This is a genomic window from Nonomuraea polychroma (assembly GCF_004011505.1).
Taxonomy (GTDB): domain Bacteria; phylum Actinomycetota; class Actinomycetes; order Streptosporangiales; family Streptosporangiaceae; genus Nonomuraea; species Nonomuraea polychroma.
Genome location: NZ_SAUN01000001.1, coordinates 9,520,878 through 9,540,661, shown reverse-complemented (window position 1 = coordinate 9,540,661; position 19,784 = coordinate 9,520,878). Strand labels below are relative to the sequence as shown.

Annotated in this window: 22 protein-coding genes, 1 tRNA gene and 1 pseudogene; 7 read left to right on the top strand and 17 right to left on the bottom strand. The window is 68.5% G+C overall.

Features of this window, described 5'->3' with window-relative positions; translation table 11 throughout:
* Nucleotides 1-66: 66 nt before the first annotated feature.
* Entirely contained in the window at nt 67-228 is a 162-nt protein-coding gene (locus EDD27_RS54980; protein ID WP_164904058.1) for a hypothetical protein, read from the bottom strand.
* Between the two features lie 36 nt (nt 229-264).
* Nucleotides 265-3,459 carry an ATP-binding protein gene (locus EDD27_RS43975; protein ID WP_127938050.1) on the bottom strand — a complete coding sequence of 1,065 codons (3,195 nt, stop codon included), beginning with the start codon at nt 3,457-3,459 and terminating at the stop codon, nt 265-267.
* A gap of 98 nt (nt 3,460-3,557) precedes the next feature.
* Here EDD27_RS43975 and EDD27_RS43970 point away from each other — a divergent pair, with 98 nt between their 5' ends.
* The gene (locus tag EDD27_RS43970) at nt 3,558-4,076 is read left to right on the top strand and encodes a universal stress protein (protein ID WP_127938049.1); all 519 of its coding nucleotides are present in this window, start codon (nt 3,558-3,560) and stop codon (nt 4,074-4,076) included.
* Here the strand turns inward: EDD27_RS43970 and pdxR are convergent.
* Entirely contained in the window at nt 4,032-5,435 is a 1,404-nt protein-coding gene (gene pdxR, locus EDD27_RS43965; protein WP_127938047.1) for a MocR-like pyridoxine biosynthesis transcription factor PdxR, read from the bottom strand. The two genes, EDD27_RS43970 and pdxR, sit on opposite strands and share 45 nt — an antisense overlap.
* 67 nt (nt 5,436-5,502) lie before the next feature.
* Here pdxR and EDD27_RS43960 point away from each other — a divergent pair, with 67 nt between their 5' ends.
* Nucleotides 5,503-5,949, top strand: coding sequence for a carboxymuconolactone decarboxylase family protein (locus tag EDD27_RS43960; protein ID WP_127938045.1), 447 nt, complete (start codon nt 5,503-5,505; stop codon nt 5,947-5,949).
* 80 nt (nt 5,950-6,029) lie between these two features.
* Nucleotides 6,030-7,232 carry an MFS transporter gene (locus EDD27_RS43955; RefSeq protein WP_127938043.1) on the top strand — a complete coding sequence of 401 codons (1,203 nt, stop codon included), beginning with the start codon at nt 6,030-6,032 and terminating at the stop codon, nt 7,230-7,232.
* A gap of 138 nt (nt 7,233-7,370) precedes the next feature.
* Here the strand turns inward: EDD27_RS43955 and EDD27_RS43950 are convergent, their stop codons facing one another.
* Complete coding sequence (locus EDD27_RS43950; protein WP_127938041.1) at nt 7,371-8,339, bottom strand: hypothetical protein; 969 nt, start codon at nt 8,337-8,339, stop codon at nt 7,371-7,373.
* Nucleotides 8,340-8,839: 500 nt separating this feature from the next.
* Between EDD27_RS43950 and EDD27_RS57370 the strand changes: the two genes are divergently transcribed.
* The 3 genes from EDD27_RS57370 to EDD27_RS43935 all read left to right on the top strand — a co-directional run bounded on the left by EDD27_RS57370 (nt 8,840) and on the right by EDD27_RS43935 (nt 9,791).
* Complete coding sequence (locus EDD27_RS57370) at nt 8,840-8,959, top strand: DLW-39 family protein (protein WP_020542320.1); 120 nt, start codon at nt 8,840-8,842, stop codon at nt 8,957-8,959.
* A 15-nt stretch (nt 8,960-8,974) separates the two neighbouring features.
* Nucleotides 8,975-9,703 carry an HAD-IA family hydrolase gene (locus EDD27_RS43940; RefSeq protein WP_127938032.1) on the top strand — a complete coding sequence of 243 codons (729 nt, stop codon included), beginning with the start codon at nt 8,975-8,977 and terminating at the stop codon, nt 9,701-9,703.
* A gap of 15 nt (nt 9,704-9,718) precedes the next feature.
* Nucleotides 9,719-9,791: transfer RNA gene (locus tag EDD27_RS43935), tRNA-Ala, on the top strand.
* Between the two features lie 59 nt (nt 9,792-9,850).
* On the opposite strand, the gene EDD27_RS43930 is transcribed toward EDD27_RS43935, so the two are convergent.
* From EDD27_RS43930 to EDD27_RS43900, 9 genes and pseudogenes are all read right to left on the bottom strand, one after another.
* A complete protein-coding gene (locus EDD27_RS43930; RefSeq protein WP_127938030.1) occupies nt 9,851-10,990 on the bottom strand; it encodes a tyrosine-type recombinase/integrase in 1,140 nt (379 codons plus the stop codon).
* Nucleotides 10,990-11,205 (bottom strand): helix-turn-helix domain-containing protein, encoded by a 216-nt coding sequence (locus EDD27_RS43925; protein ID WP_127938028.1) that lies wholly within the window; start codon nt 11,203-11,205, stop codon nt 10,990-10,992. Before EDD27_RS43925 ends, EDD27_RS43930 begins: the two co-directional genes overlap by 1 nt.
* On the bottom strand, nt 11,205-11,993 hold the full coding sequence (locus tag EDD27_RS58465; protein ID WP_338324693.1) for a replication initiator: 789 nt from the start codon (nt 11,991-11,993) through the stop codon (nt 11,205-11,207). Before EDD27_RS58465 ends, EDD27_RS43925 begins: the two co-directional genes overlap by 1 nt.
* Nucleotides 11,994-12,000: 7 nt before the next feature.
* Nucleotides 12,001-12,774 (bottom strand): annotated as a pseudogene (locus EDD27_RS58460) (replication initiator); the annotation flags it as partial.
* 80 nt (nt 12,775-12,854) lie between these two features.
* Nucleotides 12,855-13,007, bottom strand: a complete 153-nt coding sequence (locus EDD27_RS54975; protein WP_164904057.1) for a hypothetical protein — start codon at nt 13,005-13,007, stop codon at nt 12,855-12,857.
* On the bottom strand, nt 13,004-14,425 hold the full coding sequence (locus tag EDD27_RS43915) for an FtsK/SpoIIIE domain-containing protein (RefSeq protein ID WP_127938026.1): 1,422 nt from the start codon (nt 14,423-14,425) through the stop codon (nt 13,004-13,006). Before EDD27_RS43915 ends, EDD27_RS54975 begins: the two co-directional genes overlap by 4 nt.
* Nucleotides 14,426-14,512: 87 nt before the next feature.
* The gene (locus EDD27_RS43910; RefSeq protein WP_127938024.1) at nt 14,513-14,821 is read right to left on the bottom strand and encodes a hypothetical protein; all 309 of its coding nucleotides are present in this window, start codon (nt 14,819-14,821) and stop codon (nt 14,513-14,515) included.
* A complete protein-coding gene (locus EDD27_RS43905) occupies nt 14,818-15,084 on the bottom strand; it encodes a hypothetical protein (protein ID WP_127938022.1) in 267 nt (88 codons plus the stop codon). The genes EDD27_RS43910 and EDD27_RS43905 overlap by 4 nt, the downstream gene beginning before the upstream one ends.
* Nucleotides 15,081-15,491: a plasmid replication, integration and excision activator gene (locus EDD27_RS43900; RefSeq protein ID WP_127938020.1), complete on the bottom strand. Its 411-nt coding sequence runs from the start codon at nt 15,489-15,491 to the stop codon at nt 15,081-15,083. Before EDD27_RS43900 ends, EDD27_RS43905 begins: the two co-directional genes overlap by 4 nt.
* A 239-nt stretch (nt 15,492-15,730) precedes the next feature.
* Between EDD27_RS43900 and EDD27_RS43895 the strand changes: the two genes are divergently transcribed.
* Complete coding sequence (locus EDD27_RS43895) at nt 15,731-16,324, top strand: hypothetical protein (protein ID WP_127938018.1); 594 nt, start codon at nt 15,731-15,733, stop codon at nt 16,322-16,324.
* A 3-nt stretch (nt 16,325-16,327) separates the two neighbouring features.
* Here the strand turns inward: EDD27_RS43895 and EDD27_RS43890 are convergent, their stop codons facing one another.
* From EDD27_RS43890 to EDD27_RS43875, 4 genes are all read right to left on the bottom strand, one after another.
* The gene (locus tag EDD27_RS43890; RefSeq protein WP_127938016.1) at nt 16,328-17,146 is read right to left on the bottom strand and encodes a protein phosphatase 2C domain-containing protein; all 819 of its coding nucleotides are present in this window, start codon (nt 17,144-17,146) and stop codon (nt 16,328-16,330) included.
* Nucleotides 17,147-17,149: 3 nt separating this feature from the next.
* Nucleotides 17,150-17,989, bottom strand: a complete 840-nt coding sequence (locus tag EDD27_RS43885) for a sigma factor-like helix-turn-helix DNA-binding protein (protein WP_127938014.1) — start codon at nt 17,987-17,989, stop codon at nt 17,150-17,152.
* A gap of 415 nt (nt 17,990-18,404) precedes the next feature.
* Nucleotides 18,405-18,812, bottom strand: coding sequence for an ATP-binding protein (locus EDD27_RS43880; RefSeq protein ID WP_127938012.1), 408 nt, complete (start codon nt 18,810-18,812; stop codon nt 18,405-18,407).
* Between the two features lie 97 nt (nt 18,813-18,909).
* Nucleotides 18,910-19,752 (bottom strand): helix-turn-helix domain-containing protein, encoded by an 843-nt coding sequence (locus tag EDD27_RS43875; RefSeq protein ID WP_164904056.1) that lies wholly within the window; start codon nt 19,750-19,752, stop codon nt 18,910-18,912.
* Nucleotides 19,753-19,784 lie beyond the last annotated feature (32 nt).

Here is a 19,784-nt window from a genome sequence, read left to right as displayed (position 1 = left end):
GTGGGCGGACGTTCGCGCGAGGTTCAGGCGTCTCCAGGCGTCCGGCGGACGGCCGCTGCCATGGACTCACTCGTGGTCGTGATCCAGTCCGGCGGCTTCCCGAAGGAGGTCCAGCAGCGCCTCGGGCCCGTTGAACGGCACCGGCTCGCGTCCGACCTCTTCGAGCAGCCCAAGGAGCCGGCCGCCTGATTGCTCGGGCTCGACCAGCCGGACGATGACCGTTCTCACATGGAGCACCATCTCCCCGGCCGGTTCAGGTCTGGTTCAGGTGGGGTACGGGGCTGGTTCGACCTCCAGCTCGCGCATACGTTCCGCGTAGAGGTGGTAGCGCCTGCGGGCGTCGCCGCGGCGGCCCGCCAGGTCGAGCACCCGTACCAGGCCCAGGTGGGCGCGCTCGTCGTAGCGGTCGCGCTCCAGCAGCCGCAGCCAGTAACGCGCGGACTCCTCGTAGCGGCGCTCACTCGCGCGGGCGGCGGCGATCCTGGCCGCGGCCTGCACGTACCCGAGCCTCGCCTGCTCGCGCAGGCCGACCGCCCAGTCCGCGTACGGGTCCTCCTCGCAGAACTCGCCGCCGTACGCGCTCTCGGCGGCTGCCCACCGCTCCAGGGCCTCGGCCGTGCGGCCGGCCTGGTCGAGTTTGGTGGCCGCGGCCACCAGGTCCAGAAATTTCTCGACATCGAGGTCGACGTGCGACAGATCCAGGTGGAGGGCGCCCTCTTCGGACACCACGATGTCGTCGGGAGGGCGTTCCCGCTCCGGGTCCAGCACCGCCCGCAACGTCGAGACCATGACGTTCAGCCGCCGCAGCCCCACCGCCTCGTCCTCCTGCTCCGGCCAGAGGATCTCCGCCAGGCGTTCCCTGCTGATCCCGCTCCCCCGGCGGGCGGCCAGGATCTTCAGCAGGTCGCGGGCCTTACGCGACTGCCAGGCGGTGCGCGCGACGGGCACGCCGCCCAGCAGGACCCGGAACGTTCCCAAGGTCTCGACGACGACCCTGGCCTGCGGCTCCGGCACGGTACGGGCGATCAGCGCGTCGATCCGGTCGTCCAGCGCCCGGCAGCCGATGGCGTGCATGCGCTCGCGTACCCGCGCGGCGGTGTCCCGGCCGGTCGCCGGGTCGGCCAGCTCAGCACTGACCAGCTCGGCCCTGGCCTGGCCGATCGGGTCGCCGAGCGTCGCCCACTTGCGTACCGCCTCGTCGGCGAGCTTGGCATCGCCGTCGAGCACGGCGCGCAGCTCCACGATGGCGGCCAGGGCGGCGTGGTCCCTGCGCCGGACCGCGACAGGCTCGGTCTCCTCCAGCAACTCCCTGGCGCGGGCGGGCTGCCCTGCGGCCAGTGCCACGCGCGCGGCCACGACCCGGGCACTGACTCCCGCGATGCCCTCGGCATGCTCCAGCGCCTGGCGGGCGACTCGGCCGGCCTCCTCGGGATCGTCCGCGGCGAGCAGCTCGGCCAGCGCGTTGAGCGCGTTGGACAGCTTCTGCACGTCGCCGGCCGGCGCCTCGGCGACGACCCGCCGGTAGATCGCGATCGCCGCCCTACGGTCGCCGCGCAGCGCCTGTACCTCGGCCAGCCGGTCCAATCCGTAGCCGATCAGCTTTGAGCCCATCGCCTCCCACCCGGCCACCGCTGCGGCGGCCTCGGTGGCGGCCTCCTCCAGGCGGCCGAGCCCGATCAGCGCCTTGGCCCGGTTGGCGGCGTTGAGCGCGGCGAAGGGCGCGAACGACACCAGGTCCGACAGCCTGACCGCGAGGTCCGTCTCGGCCAGGGCCTCGGCGTAGGCGCCCTCGTCCAGATAACGGGAGGCCCGGTTGGCGTGGATGCGGATGAGCTGGACGACGTCGCCGGCGCGCTCGGCGTATTCGAGGGCTCGCAGGTAGTGGGCGTCGTTGGCACGGCGGTCGCCGTCGAGTGCGGCGAGCATGGCCAGCACGGTGTTGGCCATCGCCAGGGCACCCGGGTGGCCCAGGTCACCGGCCTCGTCCAAGGACTTGTCGGCCAGCTCGGCGCAACCTGCCCGGTCGCCCTTCAGCCAGAGCACAGAAGCGGCAGAGGCCGCGCACATGGCGGCGTCGGCAGGCGGGAAGCCGTGGTCGTGACCCCTGCGGTACATGGCGATCGCCGCGTCGTAGTCGCCGCGCAGGTGGTCGATGAAGGCCAGCCGCCTGGCCACGAACGCGTCGAACGCCGGTCCCTCGGCGGCCTGGGCCAGCAGGTCGCGGGCCTCGTTCCACCGGCCGCGGTTCTGCTCGGCGATGCCCGCCAGCTTCACCATCGGGGGAGAGCGCCGGGCTGCCTCGGGTAACAGGTCGAGCGCGGCGATCACGTCCCCGCGTTCGGCCAGGCGCAGGCCGTACGCGTCGAGGAGGGAGGCCACGAGGCCGGCGTGCGTGGTCGCGACGGCCGCGCGCAGGGCCAGCTCGGGCTGGTCGTGCTCGACGTACCAACGGGCGGCGACCGCGGCCACGTCGTGGGCCTCGTGCCGGTCGAGCGGGGCGTGCCTGGCCAGGACGTGCGCGCTGGTCTGGGTCAGCCGGTGGCCGTCATGAACGGCTTCGAGGAACAGGCCGCGGCTGGTCAGCGAATCGAGCGTGTCGGGCGGCGCGCCGAGGATCGCGGCCAGGCTGCCGGTCAGCACGGGCAGGACGGTGGCCGCGCGCAGCAGCTCTCGCATGGCCACGGGCAGGTCCTTGAACGCCTCGAGGATGAGGCGTTCAAGGGACGCGGAGGTCGCGGCCAGGCTCGCGGCGGTGCGCGGCCAGACGGCGGGATCCTCACGGGCGAGCGCGTCGAGTGCGGCCTGGACGGCGGCGGGCCAGCCGCCGCAGGCCTCGTGCAGCGTCGCGGCGACGGCGGCCCCCGCCTCGCCCAGCCGGTCGCGGGCCCAGGCGAGGGTCTCCTCAGGAGTGAGCGCCAGGTCGGTCGCGTCGAAGTCGAGCACCTCGTGGTCCTGGCGCAGCCGGGCGGTCGGGAACGGCAGCGGCGCCCGCGACGCGGTGACCACGTGCAGGTGCCGGGGTGCGGCGCGGACCAGCGTCTCTATGTAGCGCACGGAGCCCGGCGCGCCCGCGATCGCGTCGACGCCGTCGAAGACCACGGCGAGAGCCCGCCGCAGCCGCCTCGCCAGGGCCTCGGCCAGCGCGCCCGCCAGCGCCGCCGCCCTGGACAGCTCGTCGGCGTCGGGACCGAGCGGCACCTGCGCAGCCGTGACGAGGTCAGCGGGCAGCCCCGGCACCGCCTCCGAGAGGGCCTTGGCCACGGCTCCGGCCAGCGTGGGCAGGTCGCGATCGCCAGGCCCGAGCCGGTGCAGCACCGCCCCGACGGCCTGGCCCCACCCGGCCAGCGCGGTGGATTTCCCGTAGCCTGTAGTTGCCACGAGCGTGGTGAGCCTGTGCGTCAGCGCCCCGTCCAACCGCCGGTCGAGGGCGGGACGGGGTTGCACCCACCCTCGGTCCACCCCCGCATCGTACGAGCGGCTCCACAGTTCGCAAAGTGCCACCTCCCGGTAACCAGCCGGAAGGCGCACTATGGTCGTACTTCTTAACAGGAGGCACCGTGGAACAGGATCTGCCCGGCGGTGCGAGGCTGATCGTGGGGGTGGACGAGTCCCCGGCCTCGCGTTGGGCGCTGGCCTGGGCCATCGGAGTAGCCAGGCTGCACCGGATGGCCCTGGTCGCCGTGCACGTCAGCCGCGCGCCCGTCCATCCCTTCCCCGAGGCGCTGCCCGTGCAGCACGCCGTCAGGGTGGGTGAGGAGGCACGCTGCGCCGAGGTGGTCGGGGCGGCCTTCGACGACGTGGCGGGCGGGGTGCCCGACGATCTCAGGACGGCCGTGGTCGCCCGGGTCGGCGATCCCGGCTATCACCTCGTGGACCTGGCGCGGGAGGGCGATCTGCTGGTGCTCGGCCGGGGGCGGCGCGGGCTGCTCAGCCGGATCTTCCTGCCGTCCACCAGCATGTACTGCGCCCGGCACGCGCGGACGACGGTCGTGATCGTGCAGCAGCCGTCGGCGCCCGACGACCCGGACGTGTCAGGAGAGCGAACGCGCCGCTTCTGGAGCCGCCGACATCCGTAGCGATCTCTTCAGCAGGCGCAGCCCTTCCGGGATGCGGTCCTTGCCGATCGCGCCGTAGCCGAGGACCAGGCCCGGCTGCGCCGGGGTCTCGCCGCAGTACGACTCCAGCCGCTCCAGCGCGAGGCCGGGCGCGGGGCGTACGGACACGCCGGGCGCGAGGCGGGCGCACAGGTGCAGGCCCGCGGTGGACGGGACCGGGTGCAGGCGGTCGTCCTCGGCGAGCATTTCCGCGATCACGGCGTGTCTGGCGGCGTACTCGCGGGTGGCCTTCCTGATGTGCCTGGCCAGAAGCCCTTCGTCGATTAACCGGGCCAGCGCCGCCTGGGTGGGGAGCTCGCCGTGCCAGTCGCTCAGCTGCCTCGCCGTCCGCAGTGCCGGGGCGAGGGAGGCGGGGGCGACGAGGAAGCCGAGTCTGAGCATGGGGAGCAGGGTCTTGGAGAACGAGCCCACGTAGATCACGCGGCCGGCCCGGTCGAGGCTTTGGAGGGGTCCGAGGGGCCGCTCCCCGAAGCGGAACTCGCTGTCGTAGTCGTCCTCGATCACCACCGCCCGGCGGCGCTCGGCCCAGGCCAGGAGGGCGGCGCGGCGGGCCATCGACATGGGCGTGCCCAGGGGGAACTGGTGGGACGGGGTGACGTAGACGATGCGGGCGGCGTTCGGGATGGCCTGGACGTCGATGCCCTCGGCGTCGACCGGGACGCCGGCCACGCGGGCGCCGAGCGAGCGGAACAGCAGGCGGGCAGGTGGGTAACCGGGCTCTTCGACGGCCACGCAGGCGCCCGGCTCGATCAGGACGCGGCCGATGAGGTCGAGCGCCTGCTGGGCGCCGTTCGTGATCAGCACGTCTCCGGCGGCGGCGTGCACGGAGCGGCTGATGCCGATATGCCGCGAAATAGCGTCTCTTAGGGGCTCGTAGCCTGAAGGATCGCCGTAGGTGGCGGCGCCGACCCGCAACTCGCGGGCCACCAGCCGGCGCCACGTCTCCATCGGGAACAGGCGGGGGTCGGGCGCGCCGACGCGGAAGTCGTACGGGGCGTCCGGCGTGGAGGCAGGTGTGGCGAGCTCCTGCCAGACCGCGCGGGGGCGGATGACGCCCTTGGGCGCGGCCCTTCCGCGGACCGGCTCGGCGGACACGAACGTGCCCGCGCCTGCCCTCCCCTCCAGGAACCCGTCGGCGACGAGGCGGTCGTAGGCGAGGGCGACCGTGTTCCTGGAGATCTCCAGCCGGCGGGCCAGCTCCCTGGTCGGGGGCAGCCGCTCGCCCGAGCGCAACCGGCCGTCGAGTATGGCGTCCAGCAGCTGGCGGTAGACCTGTGCGGCCAGGTCACCGCGGCCTCGGAGGGTGACGTGGAAGTCCATCTTGGCCCAATCAATTTGCTGAAGATTGGAGCTTATCTCGGGACAAGTTGCGTTTGAAGATTGGTGCATGACAGAGCGAATGGATCTCGGATCGCTGGCCGGCGAGGCGTACAAGGCGATGGGCGGGCTGGACAGGTTCGTCGCCGGCAGCACCCTTCCCCAGCCCCTCCTGGAGCTGGTGCGGCTGCGCGCCAGCCAGATCAACGGCTGCGTCTACTGCGTGGACATGCACAGCTCGGACGCCAAGAAGGCCGGGGAGAGCGACGCACGCCTGCACGCGGTCGCGGTGTGGCGGGAAGCGCCCTTCTTCACCGACCAGGAACGGGCCGCGCTGGCCTTCACCGAGGCGGCCACCAGGCTCTCCACTTCCGACGTCACGGACGAGGTCTGGGAGCGGGCGGCGGCGCACTTCACCGAGCCGGAACTGGCCGCGCTCGTGGTGGCGGTGGCCACCATCAACGCCTGGAACCGGATGGGCGTCGCCACGCGGATGACGCCGGAGTCGTACAAGTGATCAGGCGCTTGGCGCTGCCGCGGGCGTCGGCGTCGGCGTCGGCGTCGGCGGTCAATGTGCATGAGCGGGAGGGAAAGGCCGTGCACAGGCGGCGACCGAAGACTGTGGACGGGCCGCGCATCCTGGCTCAGGCCCAGTTCGCTAACTCCGTCGGCGACGGCGCCTACCTCGTCGCCTCCGCGTTCTACTTCGCCAGGATCGTCGGGCTGCCGGCCGCCGAGATCGGCCTCGGGCTCACGCTGGGCTGGGCCGTCGGCACCTTGGCCGGCGTCCCGCTCGGCCACCTGGCCGACCGGCGCGGCCCGCGCGGCGTCGCCGTGCTGCTGGCGATCGCGACGGCCGTGGCGGTGGTCTCGTTCATGTTCGTCCGGTCGTTCGCGCCGTTCGTGCTGGTGGCCTGCTTGTACGGGACGGCGCAGACGGGCCTGTCCGCCGCCCGCCAGGCCCTGCTCGCCGGACTGGTGGAGCCCGCGGAGCGTACCGTGGTGCGGGCGGCCCTGCAGGCCACGCTGAACGGCGGCCTGGCTGTCGGAGCCGGTCTCGGCGGGCTCGCGTTGTGGCTCGACACGCCGGCCGCGTATCTGACGTTGTTCGCGATGGATGCCGTGACCTTCCTCGTGGCCGCGGCGCTGCTGCTCAGACTGCCTGCCGTGCGGCCCGTGCCGATGCCCGCCACAGGGCCGAAGCTGGCCGTGCTCGGGGACCGTCCCTATGCCGTCATCACGCTGATCAACGCGGTGCTGCTCTTCTACATGCCGCTGCTGAGCGTCGTCGTACCGCTCTGGATCGCCGAGCGTACCGCCGCGCCCTCCTGGGTGGTGTCGGCTCTGCTCCTCATCAACACCGGCAGCGTGCTGCTCTTCCAGGTGCGGATGGCCCGCCGCGTCACGGGGCTGCGGAGCGCGTCCTCATCGGTGCGGCAGGCCGGGCTGGTGATGCTCGCGGCCTGCGTGGTGTTCGCGCTCAGCCCGTACGGGTGGATGTTCCTGCTGGTGGCGGCTGCCCTGCTGGTCGTGGGCGAGATGCTGCTCGCCGCCGGCGCCTGGGAGATCAGCTTCGGGCTCGCTCCGGACGATCGGCAGGGACAGTACCAGGGCTTCTTCAGCACCGGCGTGGCCGTGGCCAGGATGCTCGGGCCGGTGGCGCTCACCGCTCTCGTACTCGGCGGGGGGACGCTCGGGTGGCTGGTGCTCGGCGCGATGTTCGTGACGGCCGGCACGGCGATGGCACCGGCCGTCAGATGGGCGCTCACGCGAAGCGGCGCAACCGCAGGCTTTTGCTGACGACGAAGACGCTGGAGTAAGCCATCGCGGCTCCCGCGATCTCATACCGCCGATCGAGAGCTCCACGGCTCACTCCTCAGAGGGAGGGCATCACCTCCCTCCTCTCCGCACCCTGTCCGCACAGTCAGTGTGGCCGTGTCAGTGAATGTGGCCGTGGTCGGCCGACGGGATGTGCCCGTCCGCGAGGGTCGCCGTGGCCGTGAAGCTCGCCGTACGCACTTTGTCGTCGTGCTGGAAGTCGAGGAACAACCGGTAGTCGCCGGTGCTGGGAACCTCGGCGTAGAAGACGATCTCCGGTCCGGCCTTTTCGCTGTCCTCGGGATGCACGTGAAGGTAGGCGAGGTCGCCGGCGCGGAGCGCGACCAGGTGGCCGTACGCGCCGAGGTAGGGCTGCAGATCCGTGACCGGCTTGCCGTCCTTGTTGACCGTGAGCGTGAGCTTGCTGGACTGACCGGGGACCAGGTTCACAGCGAGGTTGACGGTGTAGTCGTCGACCATGGCCGTCCTGCTGACGTGCGGGAGCGGCTCGGGCTGGAAGTCGCCCGCGGCCTGCAGGTCCACGCCGAGCGTGAGCTTCTCGCCGCCCTGGGGGACGAAGTCGGCGAACGCCCGGTACGCGCCCGCCTTGGGGAGCGTCAGCGTGACCGACCAGGTGCCGTCGGGAGCCATCTCCGGGTGCACGTGCTGGAAGCTCGTCAGGTCGCGTGAGGCGACGATGAAGTGCATCTTCTTGTCGTGCTCGACCTCGTAGGTGGTGACCGGCTTGTAGTCGGGACCGATCACGGTGAACGTGAAGTCCATCGGCTGCCCGGTCACGGGCGTGGTGAGCGGATTGAGGGTGTAGCCGTTCTGCGACACCTGCAGTCCTGCCGGGGTATCGCCCTTGGCCTGCTGCGTGGTGCCGCCGTGATGGCCACCATGCCCGGCACCGCTCTCGCCGCCGCCGCCTTCCGCCAGCGACTTCGCCAGCGTGACGGCGGGATGGTTCGCGACGTGCGCCGGGACCTCCGCGGGCGTGGGGCCGACCGCGCTGCCCGCGCCCAGGGCGCCACCGAACACAACGGCCAACCCCAAGACGTAGGCGCCGAGTTTGGAGGCCGTGTTCATGGGCGGCCCGCCAGCTCGTACCCGGCTTCTTTCACCGCAGCGACAATCCGCGCCGCATCGATCGGCTCGTCACTGTTGACCGTCAGCAGACGGCTGGTCAGATCACCCTCCACAGATACCCCCATGCCGTACACAAGATGTTTCCCGACTCGTATTGACGTACGGATCCACATCCAGCTCCGGCTGCTTGTTCGCTCAGAGCTTCTTGAGCAGCACTCACCCTGCCCATAGGCAATACATCAACTTTAGTCCGATATATGCCTTTATGTCCGATACGGAATTGCGAGGCCGAACACATCGTCACTTGGAGTAATTACCACCAGGACGTCACGCAGGATCGGGCAGGTATGGTGGGTGAGGGCTTGAACATTTGCTCTTCGCACATTCCGCACATCTGGGCCGTGCGCAACACAGGGACCGCAGCCATCCCTTGCTAGGCTGCTTTCAACCGTTGGGTCTCACCCCGGCAGGTGAGGCCGTCGAAGAAGTGGGGTCACACCGTGAAGAAGCTGCTCGTTCTGGCGCTGATCGCCCTCGGGGGGTTGCTGATCTGGCGCAAGGTGCAGGCCGACCGCGCAGAGCTCGATCTCTGGACCGAGGCGACCGGCAGCGAGAACTAACCGACCGGCGAGGCGATGAGTGACATCGTCCCCATCAAGTTGGTGTGCCTGGACCTTGCGGGCACCACGGTCGGTGACATCGCCATGGTCGAGCGCGCCTTCGCCGAGGCGATCGCGACCCAGGGCATAGTGCCCGGGACCGGTGCGTACGCACGTGCCATGGTTCACGTGCACCGGTCCCGGGGCTGTCCCAAGATCGACGTCTTCCGCGGGATCTTCCCCGGTAACGAGGCCCAGGCGCAAGCGGCGAACCTGACGTTCGAGCGCTCCTACGAGGGCGCACTGGAGCGGGCAGGCCTCGTTCCCATGCCCGGAGTCATGGAGGTCCTCGACAAACTCCGCGGCACCGGCATCAAGCTCGCCTTGATCACCGGCTTCAGCCGCACCACCCTGAGCCGCATCCTGGGCGTGCTCGGCTGGCACGACAAGATCGACCTGGCCATCTCCCCCGAAGACGCCGGCGACCGCGGCCGCCCCTGGCCCGACATGGTGCTGCACGCCGTGCTCCGCCTGGGCGTGGAGGACGTTCGCAACGTGGCCGTGGTGGGCGACTCGGAGAGCGACATGCTGTGCGGCCGACGAGCCGGCGCCTCGATCGTGGCCGGCCTGATGACCGGCGTCCACAGCCGCGAACGCCTCCTCAAGGGCGGCGCCACCCACATCCTGGACTCGATCATCGACTTCCCGAGTTTGGTGCTCAGCGACGACCTCGGCACGACGCACATAGCTTCGTCGGCCCGGTAAGCTATCTTCGTCGAAGGGGCCTTAGCTCAGTTGGCAGAGCGCCTGCTTTGCAAGCAGGAAGTCAGGAGTTCGAATCTCCTAGGCTCCACCTCGTGAAACGCCCCGCAACCGATCTCGGTGCGGGGCGTTCGTGCCATTAACGTGCCATTAGCCTTTGGCGCTCTTCTGTTGTTCGGCCGCCACGCGGGCGCTCAGGGCGTCGGCGATTCGCTGGTCCGCGTCGCGCGTGGCGTGCTGGTAGATCAGCGCCGCTCGATCGCTGTCATGCCCCATCCGGGCCTTGAGGTCCGCCAGACTCGCGCCGGACTGAGCCGCAAGCGTGTTGCCAGTGTGCCGGAGATCGTGGAAGTGCAGGCCCTGAAGCCCCATCTCCTTGAGCGCGTCCGCCCACTTCGCCTCGCGCCGGAAGTTGCCGCCCCGTAGGAACGCCCCGCGCTTGCCGAGGAAGACGAAGGCGTCATCGGCCTGGTCGACGTAGGCGGCGAGATGTTCGGTCAGAGCTGGGATGATGGCCGAGGGGATGCTGATTGTGCGCTTGCCGGCCCGGGACTTGGGCGGGCTCAGACGCATCTCGCCGCCGTCGAGCTCGACGAGCTGTTCGCGAACCTGCACCGTCGGCGCGTCGAGGTCGATGCTGCTACGGCGCAGCGCGATCACCTCTCCCCAACGCAGGCTTGCGAAGGTCGCCAGCAGCACCAGAGCTTTGAATCGTCGGTCGGCCATCCGGTCCGCCAGCTCGAAGACTTGGGCGACGGTGAGGACAGGCCGCTCGGGTGTGTGCTCGTTGTCGGCGCCCTTGATCCGGCATGGGTTCCGGGCAATCAGCTTGTCCTCTTCAACGGCCGTCATTAGCACCGCCCGCAGCAGGCGATAAGCCTTGGCCGCAGTCGAGACCGACACGCCGTTGCCGAGAAGATCTGAGCGCCAGGTGCGGATCATCTGGGCAGACAGCTTGCCGACCGCGACCTCGCCGAGCGTCGGAACGATATGGCGTTCGAGCAGCCAGGTGTAGAGCTCCACCGTCTTCGGCCGCAGGCCTGGACGTTCTTTGATCCAGGCACGGGCGTAGTCGGCGAGCTGGATCTTGCCGCGATCCGGGTCCGTCCACTCCCCCGAGATCATCTGAGCCTCGATGAGCGTGAGAGCTCGGTCAGCGTCCGTCTTGGTGGCGTACGTCGTCGCTCCGGTGTGCAGTCGTCCGTCCGGCCCGGGATAGCGGATCTGGAACCGGCCCGAGGGAAGCTTGCGGATATTGCCGAAACGCCGATGGCCGTCCTTGTTTGGCATCAGGCGGCCCTCCCCGGTGCTGGGACGGCGTCGGTCGCGTGCATGGGTGCGACGGTGCCGGCGACGACGTACGCGATCAGGGCGGACTCGCGGATGCGCACCGGTCGGCCGAGCTTGACGAACTCGATGCGACGTTCGGCGATCAGTCGCCGGACGAAGCGAGGGGAGGTGTTTAGGAGTTCCGCCGCCTCCTCCACGTTCAGAAGCTTGTCCACTACGCTGCCTCCTCTCCAGTTGCCGAAAGATCTTGTCCGTTGGCTCTGGCTTCCAGCTCCCGCAGGTGAGCACGCCAGCGCTGGCGTTCGGCGACGCTCCGCAGCAGCCGGACGCCGATCGGGGCGAGTTCCGGATCACCAGGCTTGACTGGCCGCCAGACGTAACGGTGCGGGTCCGTCGGCTCGTCGGTCTGCCCGAGCGCTTCCAGGACCCAGGTGCGGCGGTCCTGCTTGTGTTCGGCGAGGGTCTTGTTGGACCACTTCCGAGACACGAGGACACGGCGGCCCGCGTAGCCGAGGTGTTCGGGCTTGTGTGCCTTGGCGCGGCATCGGCCAGGAGCCATGCCAGCCTTGGCGCTCTTGGGCTGCACTCCGTACCGCAGCCAGTTCGGGCAGGTCGGCGAGCAGGGTTCGTAACGCAGGGCATCCACGAAGCGGGCCGCATGTTCGCGCTGAGCACGGCCGTCGAGGTTTTCGCCGAGGCTCTTGGTCAGGTACTTGGACAGGTAGCGGATGCACTGGTCGGCGTCTGGAGTCCCGGCGAGGATGCCCTTGACGTCGACCTGGTCACCGAAGCGGACCACATGCAGTGGTTCGGCCGTGTCGTCCTGGTCGAGCTTGTCGAGGGCCTGGTCCCAGGTCGGCAACACCTCGCCGGTGTCGGGAGCGACGTAGCCGACGCCTTCTTGCCAAATGGGCAGTTGCTCGCCCCTCGAAGCGGACTCGATCGCAGGACGGCCACCACACCTGGTGATAAGTCGCCGCCACGATCTGCTTGACCTCTGCACGTGGCAGGGTCCCCCGGATCGCCATGTGAAGATGGGGCGCAAGCCGCTTCTGTGGTTCCACAGTGGCGAAGTACTGCACGTCGTACCCGGCCACGCGGCGAAGATTCTGCACGAACCGATCCACGATCTTGGAGAAGTGCAGCGCGTCACGGGCCGCGCGTGCGTAGTCGTAGCTCTCGGGATCGACCGGCACGCCGTCACGAATCCTGCCGTACGAGGGAAGAGTGAGCGTGACGAAGAGGGAGGGCCGGTAGACCCTTCCATCCGAAGACTCGAAGGTCCGCCCGAGCGTCGTGTTGGCCATCTTGCGCTTGGGAAGGTCAGGTGCATCCTGCCGCCGTCTGGTCGAGCGGACCCGCTTGGACGCCGTCCGGCCGAGCACGTGACCACGCATTCCCGCGGCGTTGATCTCCTCATCGAGGCCGGCGAGAAGCGCGTCCCAGTCGGAGGCCTCCTCGCCGGCACCAGCCGCCGCATCGCGCCGGGCCTGCATGTCCGCGCGGAACGCGATAAGCCAGCGCTGTTCCTCGGTGGCAGCATCCGGAGTTATGACAGGCTCTTCGGCGAGATGCCAGCCTTCCCGGCACTGCGCCATCCGGAGCTGCCTGTTGCGCTTGGCGCAAGAAGGACACTTGCTCTCCAGCGGCGCTCCGCACGGGACATCGATGATTTCTTCCTTGCCGGTGATCACGTCTAGCCGCCGAAGCGCGACCGGCCTGACGCAGACACCGTTGAGCTTGGCGACTTCTTCGGCGACTTCACGCGCGAGCGGTTGAGCCATGCGGAGCGCGCGAGGAGTGGAGCGGTGGGAGATCGAGACCACCGCTTCTCCCCGGATCTCCGTTGGCCGGTGTGGACTGTTCAACGGACCTCCTTTCCGATCTCGGGGACAACGAGCGCAAAGCTGCTGCACTCGGTGCACTCGACCAGGGCGCGGACCGGGTCGAGCCGCAGGACATTGAGGGCACCGCAGTCGGCGCAGCGCAGGCCGTCGAGGAAGTGAGCGAGCGTCATGCGACCTCACCGGCGAAGTCGCCGACCATGTCGCGGATGTCGTCGTCGGAGACGTAGGTCGCGCGGACCCGAATCGGGTCGGGCGAGGTCTCCAGCCGGACGTAGCCGACCCCAGCGCCCAGCTCCGGCCGAGGGGAGATCTGGTCGGCCAGCGCCCCACGGTCCCGCGCACCATCACCGAGGACCATGTCCACCTGTTCAGACTCGTCGAGGCGAAGCGCAATCTTGTCCGGGAACAGGTTCCGGATGTTCATGACCTCCTTGCGCGGGTCCTGCAGCGCCGCCATGACCCCGACCCCGACGGCACGCCCTTGAGTGGTGAGCGTTGCCAGAGCAGCGGAGATGCGGCGCCGCAGCTCCTTGTCGGATTGGTACGCGGTGAGGAAGGCCACCTCGTCGACGAGCACCAGGACGAAGGGATCGTCGACGGTCGGCGTGTGGGATCGCTGGTGGCCGGCGAAGCGCGCGGCGCGGGCCTGCATGACCTTGACCGCGTCGTCCAGCAGGTCGGCGCAGTCGGCCGGATCAGCGGCGTAGCGTGCCCCGAAGAGAGCCCGTCCGAAGGACAGCTCCATCAACTTGGGATCGAGCGCCCAGATCGCGACAAGCCCCGCCCTGACAGCCGGGAGGAGCCCGCGGATCGTGGACCAGATGATCGAGCCCTTACCAGCCCCGGTGGCGCCCGCGACCAGGACGTGAGTGCCGTGCACCTTGAGGAGCCACGGCCGCCCGTCCTCCTGCTTACCGACCTCGATAGGACCGACCGTGGGTGTCTCCGGGATCGGTACGGCGGGCAGAGGAACTGCGAGCGGATCACACCGAGGGAAGGTGAGGCGCAGCCGCCCACCCTTGAGGACCGACACCCGGCACGAACTCGCGCCGAAGCCCCGAGCGAGATTGTCGGTCCGATCGGCCCAGTCCTTGACCGCCTGCCCGTTGAGCATGCGAACGGTGACCAGGTCCGCCCACGAGGTACAGGAGACCTTGCCCAGCTTGGGCAGGTAGTCGCGCCCGTGGACGTGCTTGCCGAGACCGGAGATGACCATCACCGGTTGCCAGTGCCGCCGGTAGACCCACACCAGCCGCCACCAGGCCAGCAATCGCCAGCCCATCCACCGGGCGAAGCTGGACCGGTCGACCATGGCCCAGGAGACGAGCCCTGCGAGTACGGGCAGAACGAGGAGCAGAGCGACGCGCCATCCGTACAGAACGGACAGCACGCAGGGGACAGCCGCGACCAGCACGGCGACCGGATGCCGCCACACCGAGCGGATCAGGCTCGCGACGGCCCGCGATCCGAAGATGACGAGCGTGACGATCGCGGGCGTCCTGACGACGGCCGGTCTGAACACGACGGCAGTGTCCGGCGTGGTGGAGACGATGCGATGCGGCTCTTCGCCGGGCATCTTCTTGAACATTAGGCTGGAGTCCTTCCAAGCATCTGGTGTGTGTGGAAGACCGAGGGGCCGCCGGAAGTTGCCGCTTCCTGCGGCCCCGCTTGCATGTCAGGCCGCATCCGTGGCGGCCTTGGCCGACTGTTCGTTGTGCAGCCGCTCGCAGTCGGCGAGGTAGCGAGCGGCGGCGTTGAAGAACTGCCGCGCGGTGTTCAGATCCGCGTCAGTCACGTGGCCGCCGCCAGTGGTCGAGATCGACACAGTCCCCTCGTCGGAGGAGATCTCCAGGTACGGCCGCGGGTTGCCCAGCAGGCCGGCGCGCACCCGGAGGTCGGCCGTGTAGAAGGCGACGTTGAGACGAGGAGTGGCCTGCGGCTCCATCGACAGCGTCACGTAGGTATAGGGGCGTGGATCACTCATGCCGCCGTCACCCCTCGCCGATGGATCCGCTCGACACACCGCGCGAAGTCCTGCGTCTGCTTGGCGAGCTGCCGCGCGAACTCCACCTCAGCCGCCGTGACCCGGTCCGACGCAGCTGTAGTGACTTGCACCCGAACCAGACCGAACACCAGCGCCAGAACCGGAGTGCGGAGCTGGTAGGCGTGGTTCTCGGCGACCGCCCCGGAACCGGTGTTGAGAGTGATCACGCCGGTCGGCCGAGCTTGCCCGCGCCGCCCCATCACGCCGCGTCCTTGGCAGGGCTGGGCTTGCCGATCGGCCGAGGAGCCCGCATTTCTCGAACGCGGATGGAGTAAGCGAGCCTGCCGTTGCCGTTCACGTACGGCGTGACCGTCATCTGGTCGAACTCAACCGGCGTGAACGGCAGCCCCGGCATGGGCGCCGGGGAAACAGGCTGCACCGGGCTGAGGATCTTCACCGCAACGGTCTTCTGCGCGGCCTTGAGCGTCGGGTCCGCGTCCATGACGGTGACCTGCCAGACCAGCTCACCGGCCTGCTTGTCCCGCGCCTGCACGAACCGCCCATTGGTCGAGGCGTCGAAGTCTTTGACCGGCTCGACCTCCCCGACGATGTAGCAGCCGTGCGGGAAGACCATCTCGAACGTCACAGGGATCGGTCCCTGAAGTGCCATCGTCCACCACCTCCCTTGTCTATCCCCCTAGACAGTTGCGACCGTTTCGCCTTAAGTGCTGTCTAGGGGGCTATACGGAGGACGATAACCGGAGCCTGCCCCAACCGTCTAGGGGGGTAAACATCGACGTCGATTTGTGTATGGGAGTCGTCGGTCGGATATGGAGAAGTGGTGCAAAGCTCGTAAAACTCCTGCTTGCTCTGTAGCGGCTCAAGAGCATTAGCCAGGACACTCCCCCTGTGCAGGTGTCTCCCCTGAGGTCCGCCCGTTGGTCCAAGTGGACTGTCCTGATGGCAACGTGTGGATGGATCGTCCTGGTCGCCGCCAGCTATCTGCAGATCCCGCTCTACAGGCAGTTCTGGTTGTTCACGCCGCTTGTCATCACTTTTGCCTGGCTGTGGGCAGGTCTCTGGACCTTCACCACGGTCATCTCGTACCTCTCGCTCCAGGCATACGCGCGAGCAGCCATCGCGTTGCTCATCGCCGTGACCCTTGGGGCGGTCATCTGGAGAGTCGATTGGCGAACCACGTTCATCGACAGCACGCTGCAGCTCCACCAGGCAAGCTTCGCCGAGCTTGCTGCCGCCTATCGGGAGGGGAGACCTCTCGACCCGCCCTGGTGGATGAAGTACCTATCGGTCGACGGAGACGTCCAGGCGCAGGAGCACGGACTGTATTTGCCGATCTACCTGGATGAATGGAGATCAGAGAACGGATCAGGCATCGCCTACTTTCCGAGCCCGCCCAACAACGACTTCCTGATCCAGACCGCCGAGGGAGACGCGGGCAGAGCGATCCGCGACCTGGGGAATGGCTGGTGGTGGGTGGAGTAAGCCTCAGAGCTGGAAGTAGAGCGCGGTGGCGTCGTCGAAGGTCTTGCCCCGCGGCCAGCGGGTGCCCTGCGGATCCGACTGCTCGGCTGCACGGACCTGACGGAGGACATCGTCCGGGCCGGACTCATCAAGGGTGTCGAGGACGTGGCGCCAGGTACTCAGGTGGAAGCGGTCGACGAGGCGAGACGCGCCGTCGCTGAGGAGCGCAGCAGCTCGGATCTGGTCGGCGGGCATGCTGCCGATCAATGCCTGGTCGGCCGCGAAAGGATCGGTGGCAGCCACCCAGAAGCCCCCGTCACGGTTCCGGTACGAGCGCAACGTCTCGACATAGCGCCGGTGAGCAGAGACATGTTCGTCACTACCGGAGGCGAAAGAGTCCATTTCGGCGCGATGTAGCGCCCCGACCTGGGCCTCGCGATCATCGTAGACGACCACGGGTTCTGCCGCCTCAACGACGTCCAAGAGGAGCACGGAGTCGGCCAGGACCAGCCACTCCAGGGTGTCGTTGACACGGCGCAGCATGATCACCGTGGCCGAGGGTGATCCGGGGTGCGCCAGATCGCAGGTCCCGTCATGGAGCGACGAGACCGACTTGATCCCTACGGACAGCAATTCGGCCAAGGTGCCGGCGCTCTGCGACATGGCGGTCAGGAGGGTGGAGCCGAGAGTGCGGGAGTACCAGGCCACGCCGTGCGAGCACCCGGAGTCCGAGCCTGGCGGTGTGCCGGCGCCGTCGAGGAGGACGGCCACATCAGGAGCCGCAGCAACGAAATCCTCGTTCGGCCGACCGGGTGCAGCCTCCGTGGCGAAGGTAACCCGCACGTCTCAGTCCTCCTCGTGCCGGTACAGCGGACCGGCAAGCTCCGCCTTCACCGGTTCCCCAGTGGCTGGGTCGTATTCGACTCCGACGACGGTCGAGAAGCGCTTGTCGCCTACCTGCCCCCACAGCGTCGCGATCTCGGTCTGGAGGAGCTGCACCACGCCGAGCGTGCCTTGAGGATGGATGCCGGTGAACACCAGGAGATTGCCGTTGCCGTCCGGACGCCCGAGCCGTCCGAGGTAGGCGTAATCCACGGCCCGAGGCGGTTCGCTGTCCGAGCCGGAGCGGTAGACCATGCCAGTACGGCTGTCACGCAACGTCCACACGTCGTCCTTGACCCACTCCAGAACAGGATCCGACTCGTACAACGCGCCCATGACGGTCGAGAGTCTGGGACCGCAGATCACAATGAGGTTCGACCGGTTGATGTCGATCTCTCCGCCGAGCGGGACGTGCTCCAACTCCACCGGCAGGTCGAACCCGCGGGCAAGGTCCTCCAGCCGCTTGGCCGCGGTGACGTCCTCCATCGCGACCACAGGCCGGGCGTTGGTGGCTTCACGCTTGAGCGGCGTAACCAGGGTGATCGTGCCTGTGCCAAGGAAGGCGCCTTCGGGGGCCGGACCGGTGTGCCGAATCTGGTGAATCCGCCCCCTCGTGAGGCCGGCTTCCTTAGCGATCTGTGCGTATGAGAGCCCTTGGGCATGCAGTTCTTGGATCACCCTTCGCCGTAGCCGTGAGAGCTCGCCGACCTCCTGCTGAGCAGCGTTGAGACGCTCCGTGGCGACCCGCAGCAGTTGGAACGGGTCTTCTATCGCGGCAATGCGCTCGACGTTACCCGGCGGCATGGATCCCCCTCTGATCACTGAGGGCGAGTCTAGGCCCCTAGACAGTATGCCGTCTATCCCCCTTGACAGTACGATTTCGATCGGTTCGCCGCTTTTTGAGCTAACTGCACGAATCGAAGACCGCCGATTGGGGACGCCTCGCGGACTCATCGAGCCATGCCCGAAAGTAGCGCAGCCCACAAGGCCTGCGCTTCGCCGACCCGTACCCGATGAGTCTCGACGACGATTCGCCGCCGTTCCTTGGCGACGCGCCGAATGAAGCCCAGGCCACCAGATTCGCACAGTTCGTAGTAGACGTCCCGGCAGTCGCACGTCCAGGCGACCGTCCGACGCCGTTCGCCCGTACGCGCGGGGCACCAGTCGAGCTTCACACATGATGGCTGCGGCGGAGGAACATGAGGAGACAGGCAACGGGTCATATGCATGACGCCGCCTGCGATCCTGCGTTCAGCACGGCCCACACCGTCCGACCGTGTTCGTCGCCCCATACACCCCAGTCGATCGCCAGGCTGGCGACGAGCAGCAGGCCACGCCCGCCTTCGCCCTCCGGGCATGGCCGGAAAACTCTGGGTGAGGAAGGTCCGCCCTCATCGAGAACGCCGAGCCAGAGGCGATCCGTATGGGCTTGGACGCTCACCAGGAACCGTCCCCCAAAGCGACCACTGGCGGAGTGGCGGATCGCGTTGGTGGCCAGCTCGCTGACGATGAGCTCCGCCTCATCGGCTGTGGGCCAATCCCGCAGGAGCGCAGCCACGAAGCGTCGCGCCTCGGTGATGGAGGGAGCGGAACCGAGGAAGTAGCGGGAGAAGCGCCAGGCCGACATAGCGGGCTCCGTCGTCTAGGGGGCTATACATCGGATAGCGCCAGCGTATGCACGAGCCTGGACACACCTCAAGTTATTCGACGCATAAATGCGCCACTCACTGCTTCAGACGACTCGACAGCTCCCGATAGTCGTCGGCCACCGACCCGAGCAGGCGGCGCAGCGCATCGCCGTACACCGCCACAGTCGCGAACGCCTCGAAGGTCTCCATGTGCGTGGCCAGTTCCTCGTCCTCGCTGAGGCTGAGATCACCCGTGAAGCCTTCGACCACGCTTACCGAGCCGTCGTAGATCGTGAACCCATGCAGCGGGAACGCCGGCACCTGAACAGACCAAGGCACGACACCAAGGGTCACGTGCGACAGTGTGGCCACCATGGCCAGCCGGTCAAGCTGAGCCAACATCAACAACGGTGGCCCCGGCCATGTGCGCACCGCACCCTCGGTCAACAGGAACGAGAACTCTCGGGCCGAGTCGAACAGCACCGATTGCGACTCCACGCGCACTGCCGCAGCCTTGGCCGCATCGCCCTCGTCGACATTACGACCAACCGCAAGCGCCAGCCGCGCGTATTCGGCGGTCTGCAAGAGGGCTGGGATCATGGCGGACTGGAAGGACACCAATCGTCGCCCCGCCCGGACCCGAGCGGCGTTGGCTGCTTCCCGGCCGGCAAGGCCGCCCTTCAAGCGAGACACCTCATCGCGGAGCCGTACGAGGAGCGCGTCCAACTCGGCCCGACCCGCCTCATCGAGACCTAGCGCGGAGACCAGCCGCTCAACGGTCTCGGGCGTAGGGAGGAGCTGGCCTGTCTCGATCCGAGAGATCGTAGGTTGCGCCACCTGTGCCCGCTGCGCGAGATCCTTACCGGTCAGACCCACGTCCTTGCGCAGCCGCCGCAGCAACTCGCCCAGCGCCCTCAGCCGATCCCGTCGCTCTGCCACACCGAGCGTTCTACCACCAGGCCACGCCGAGC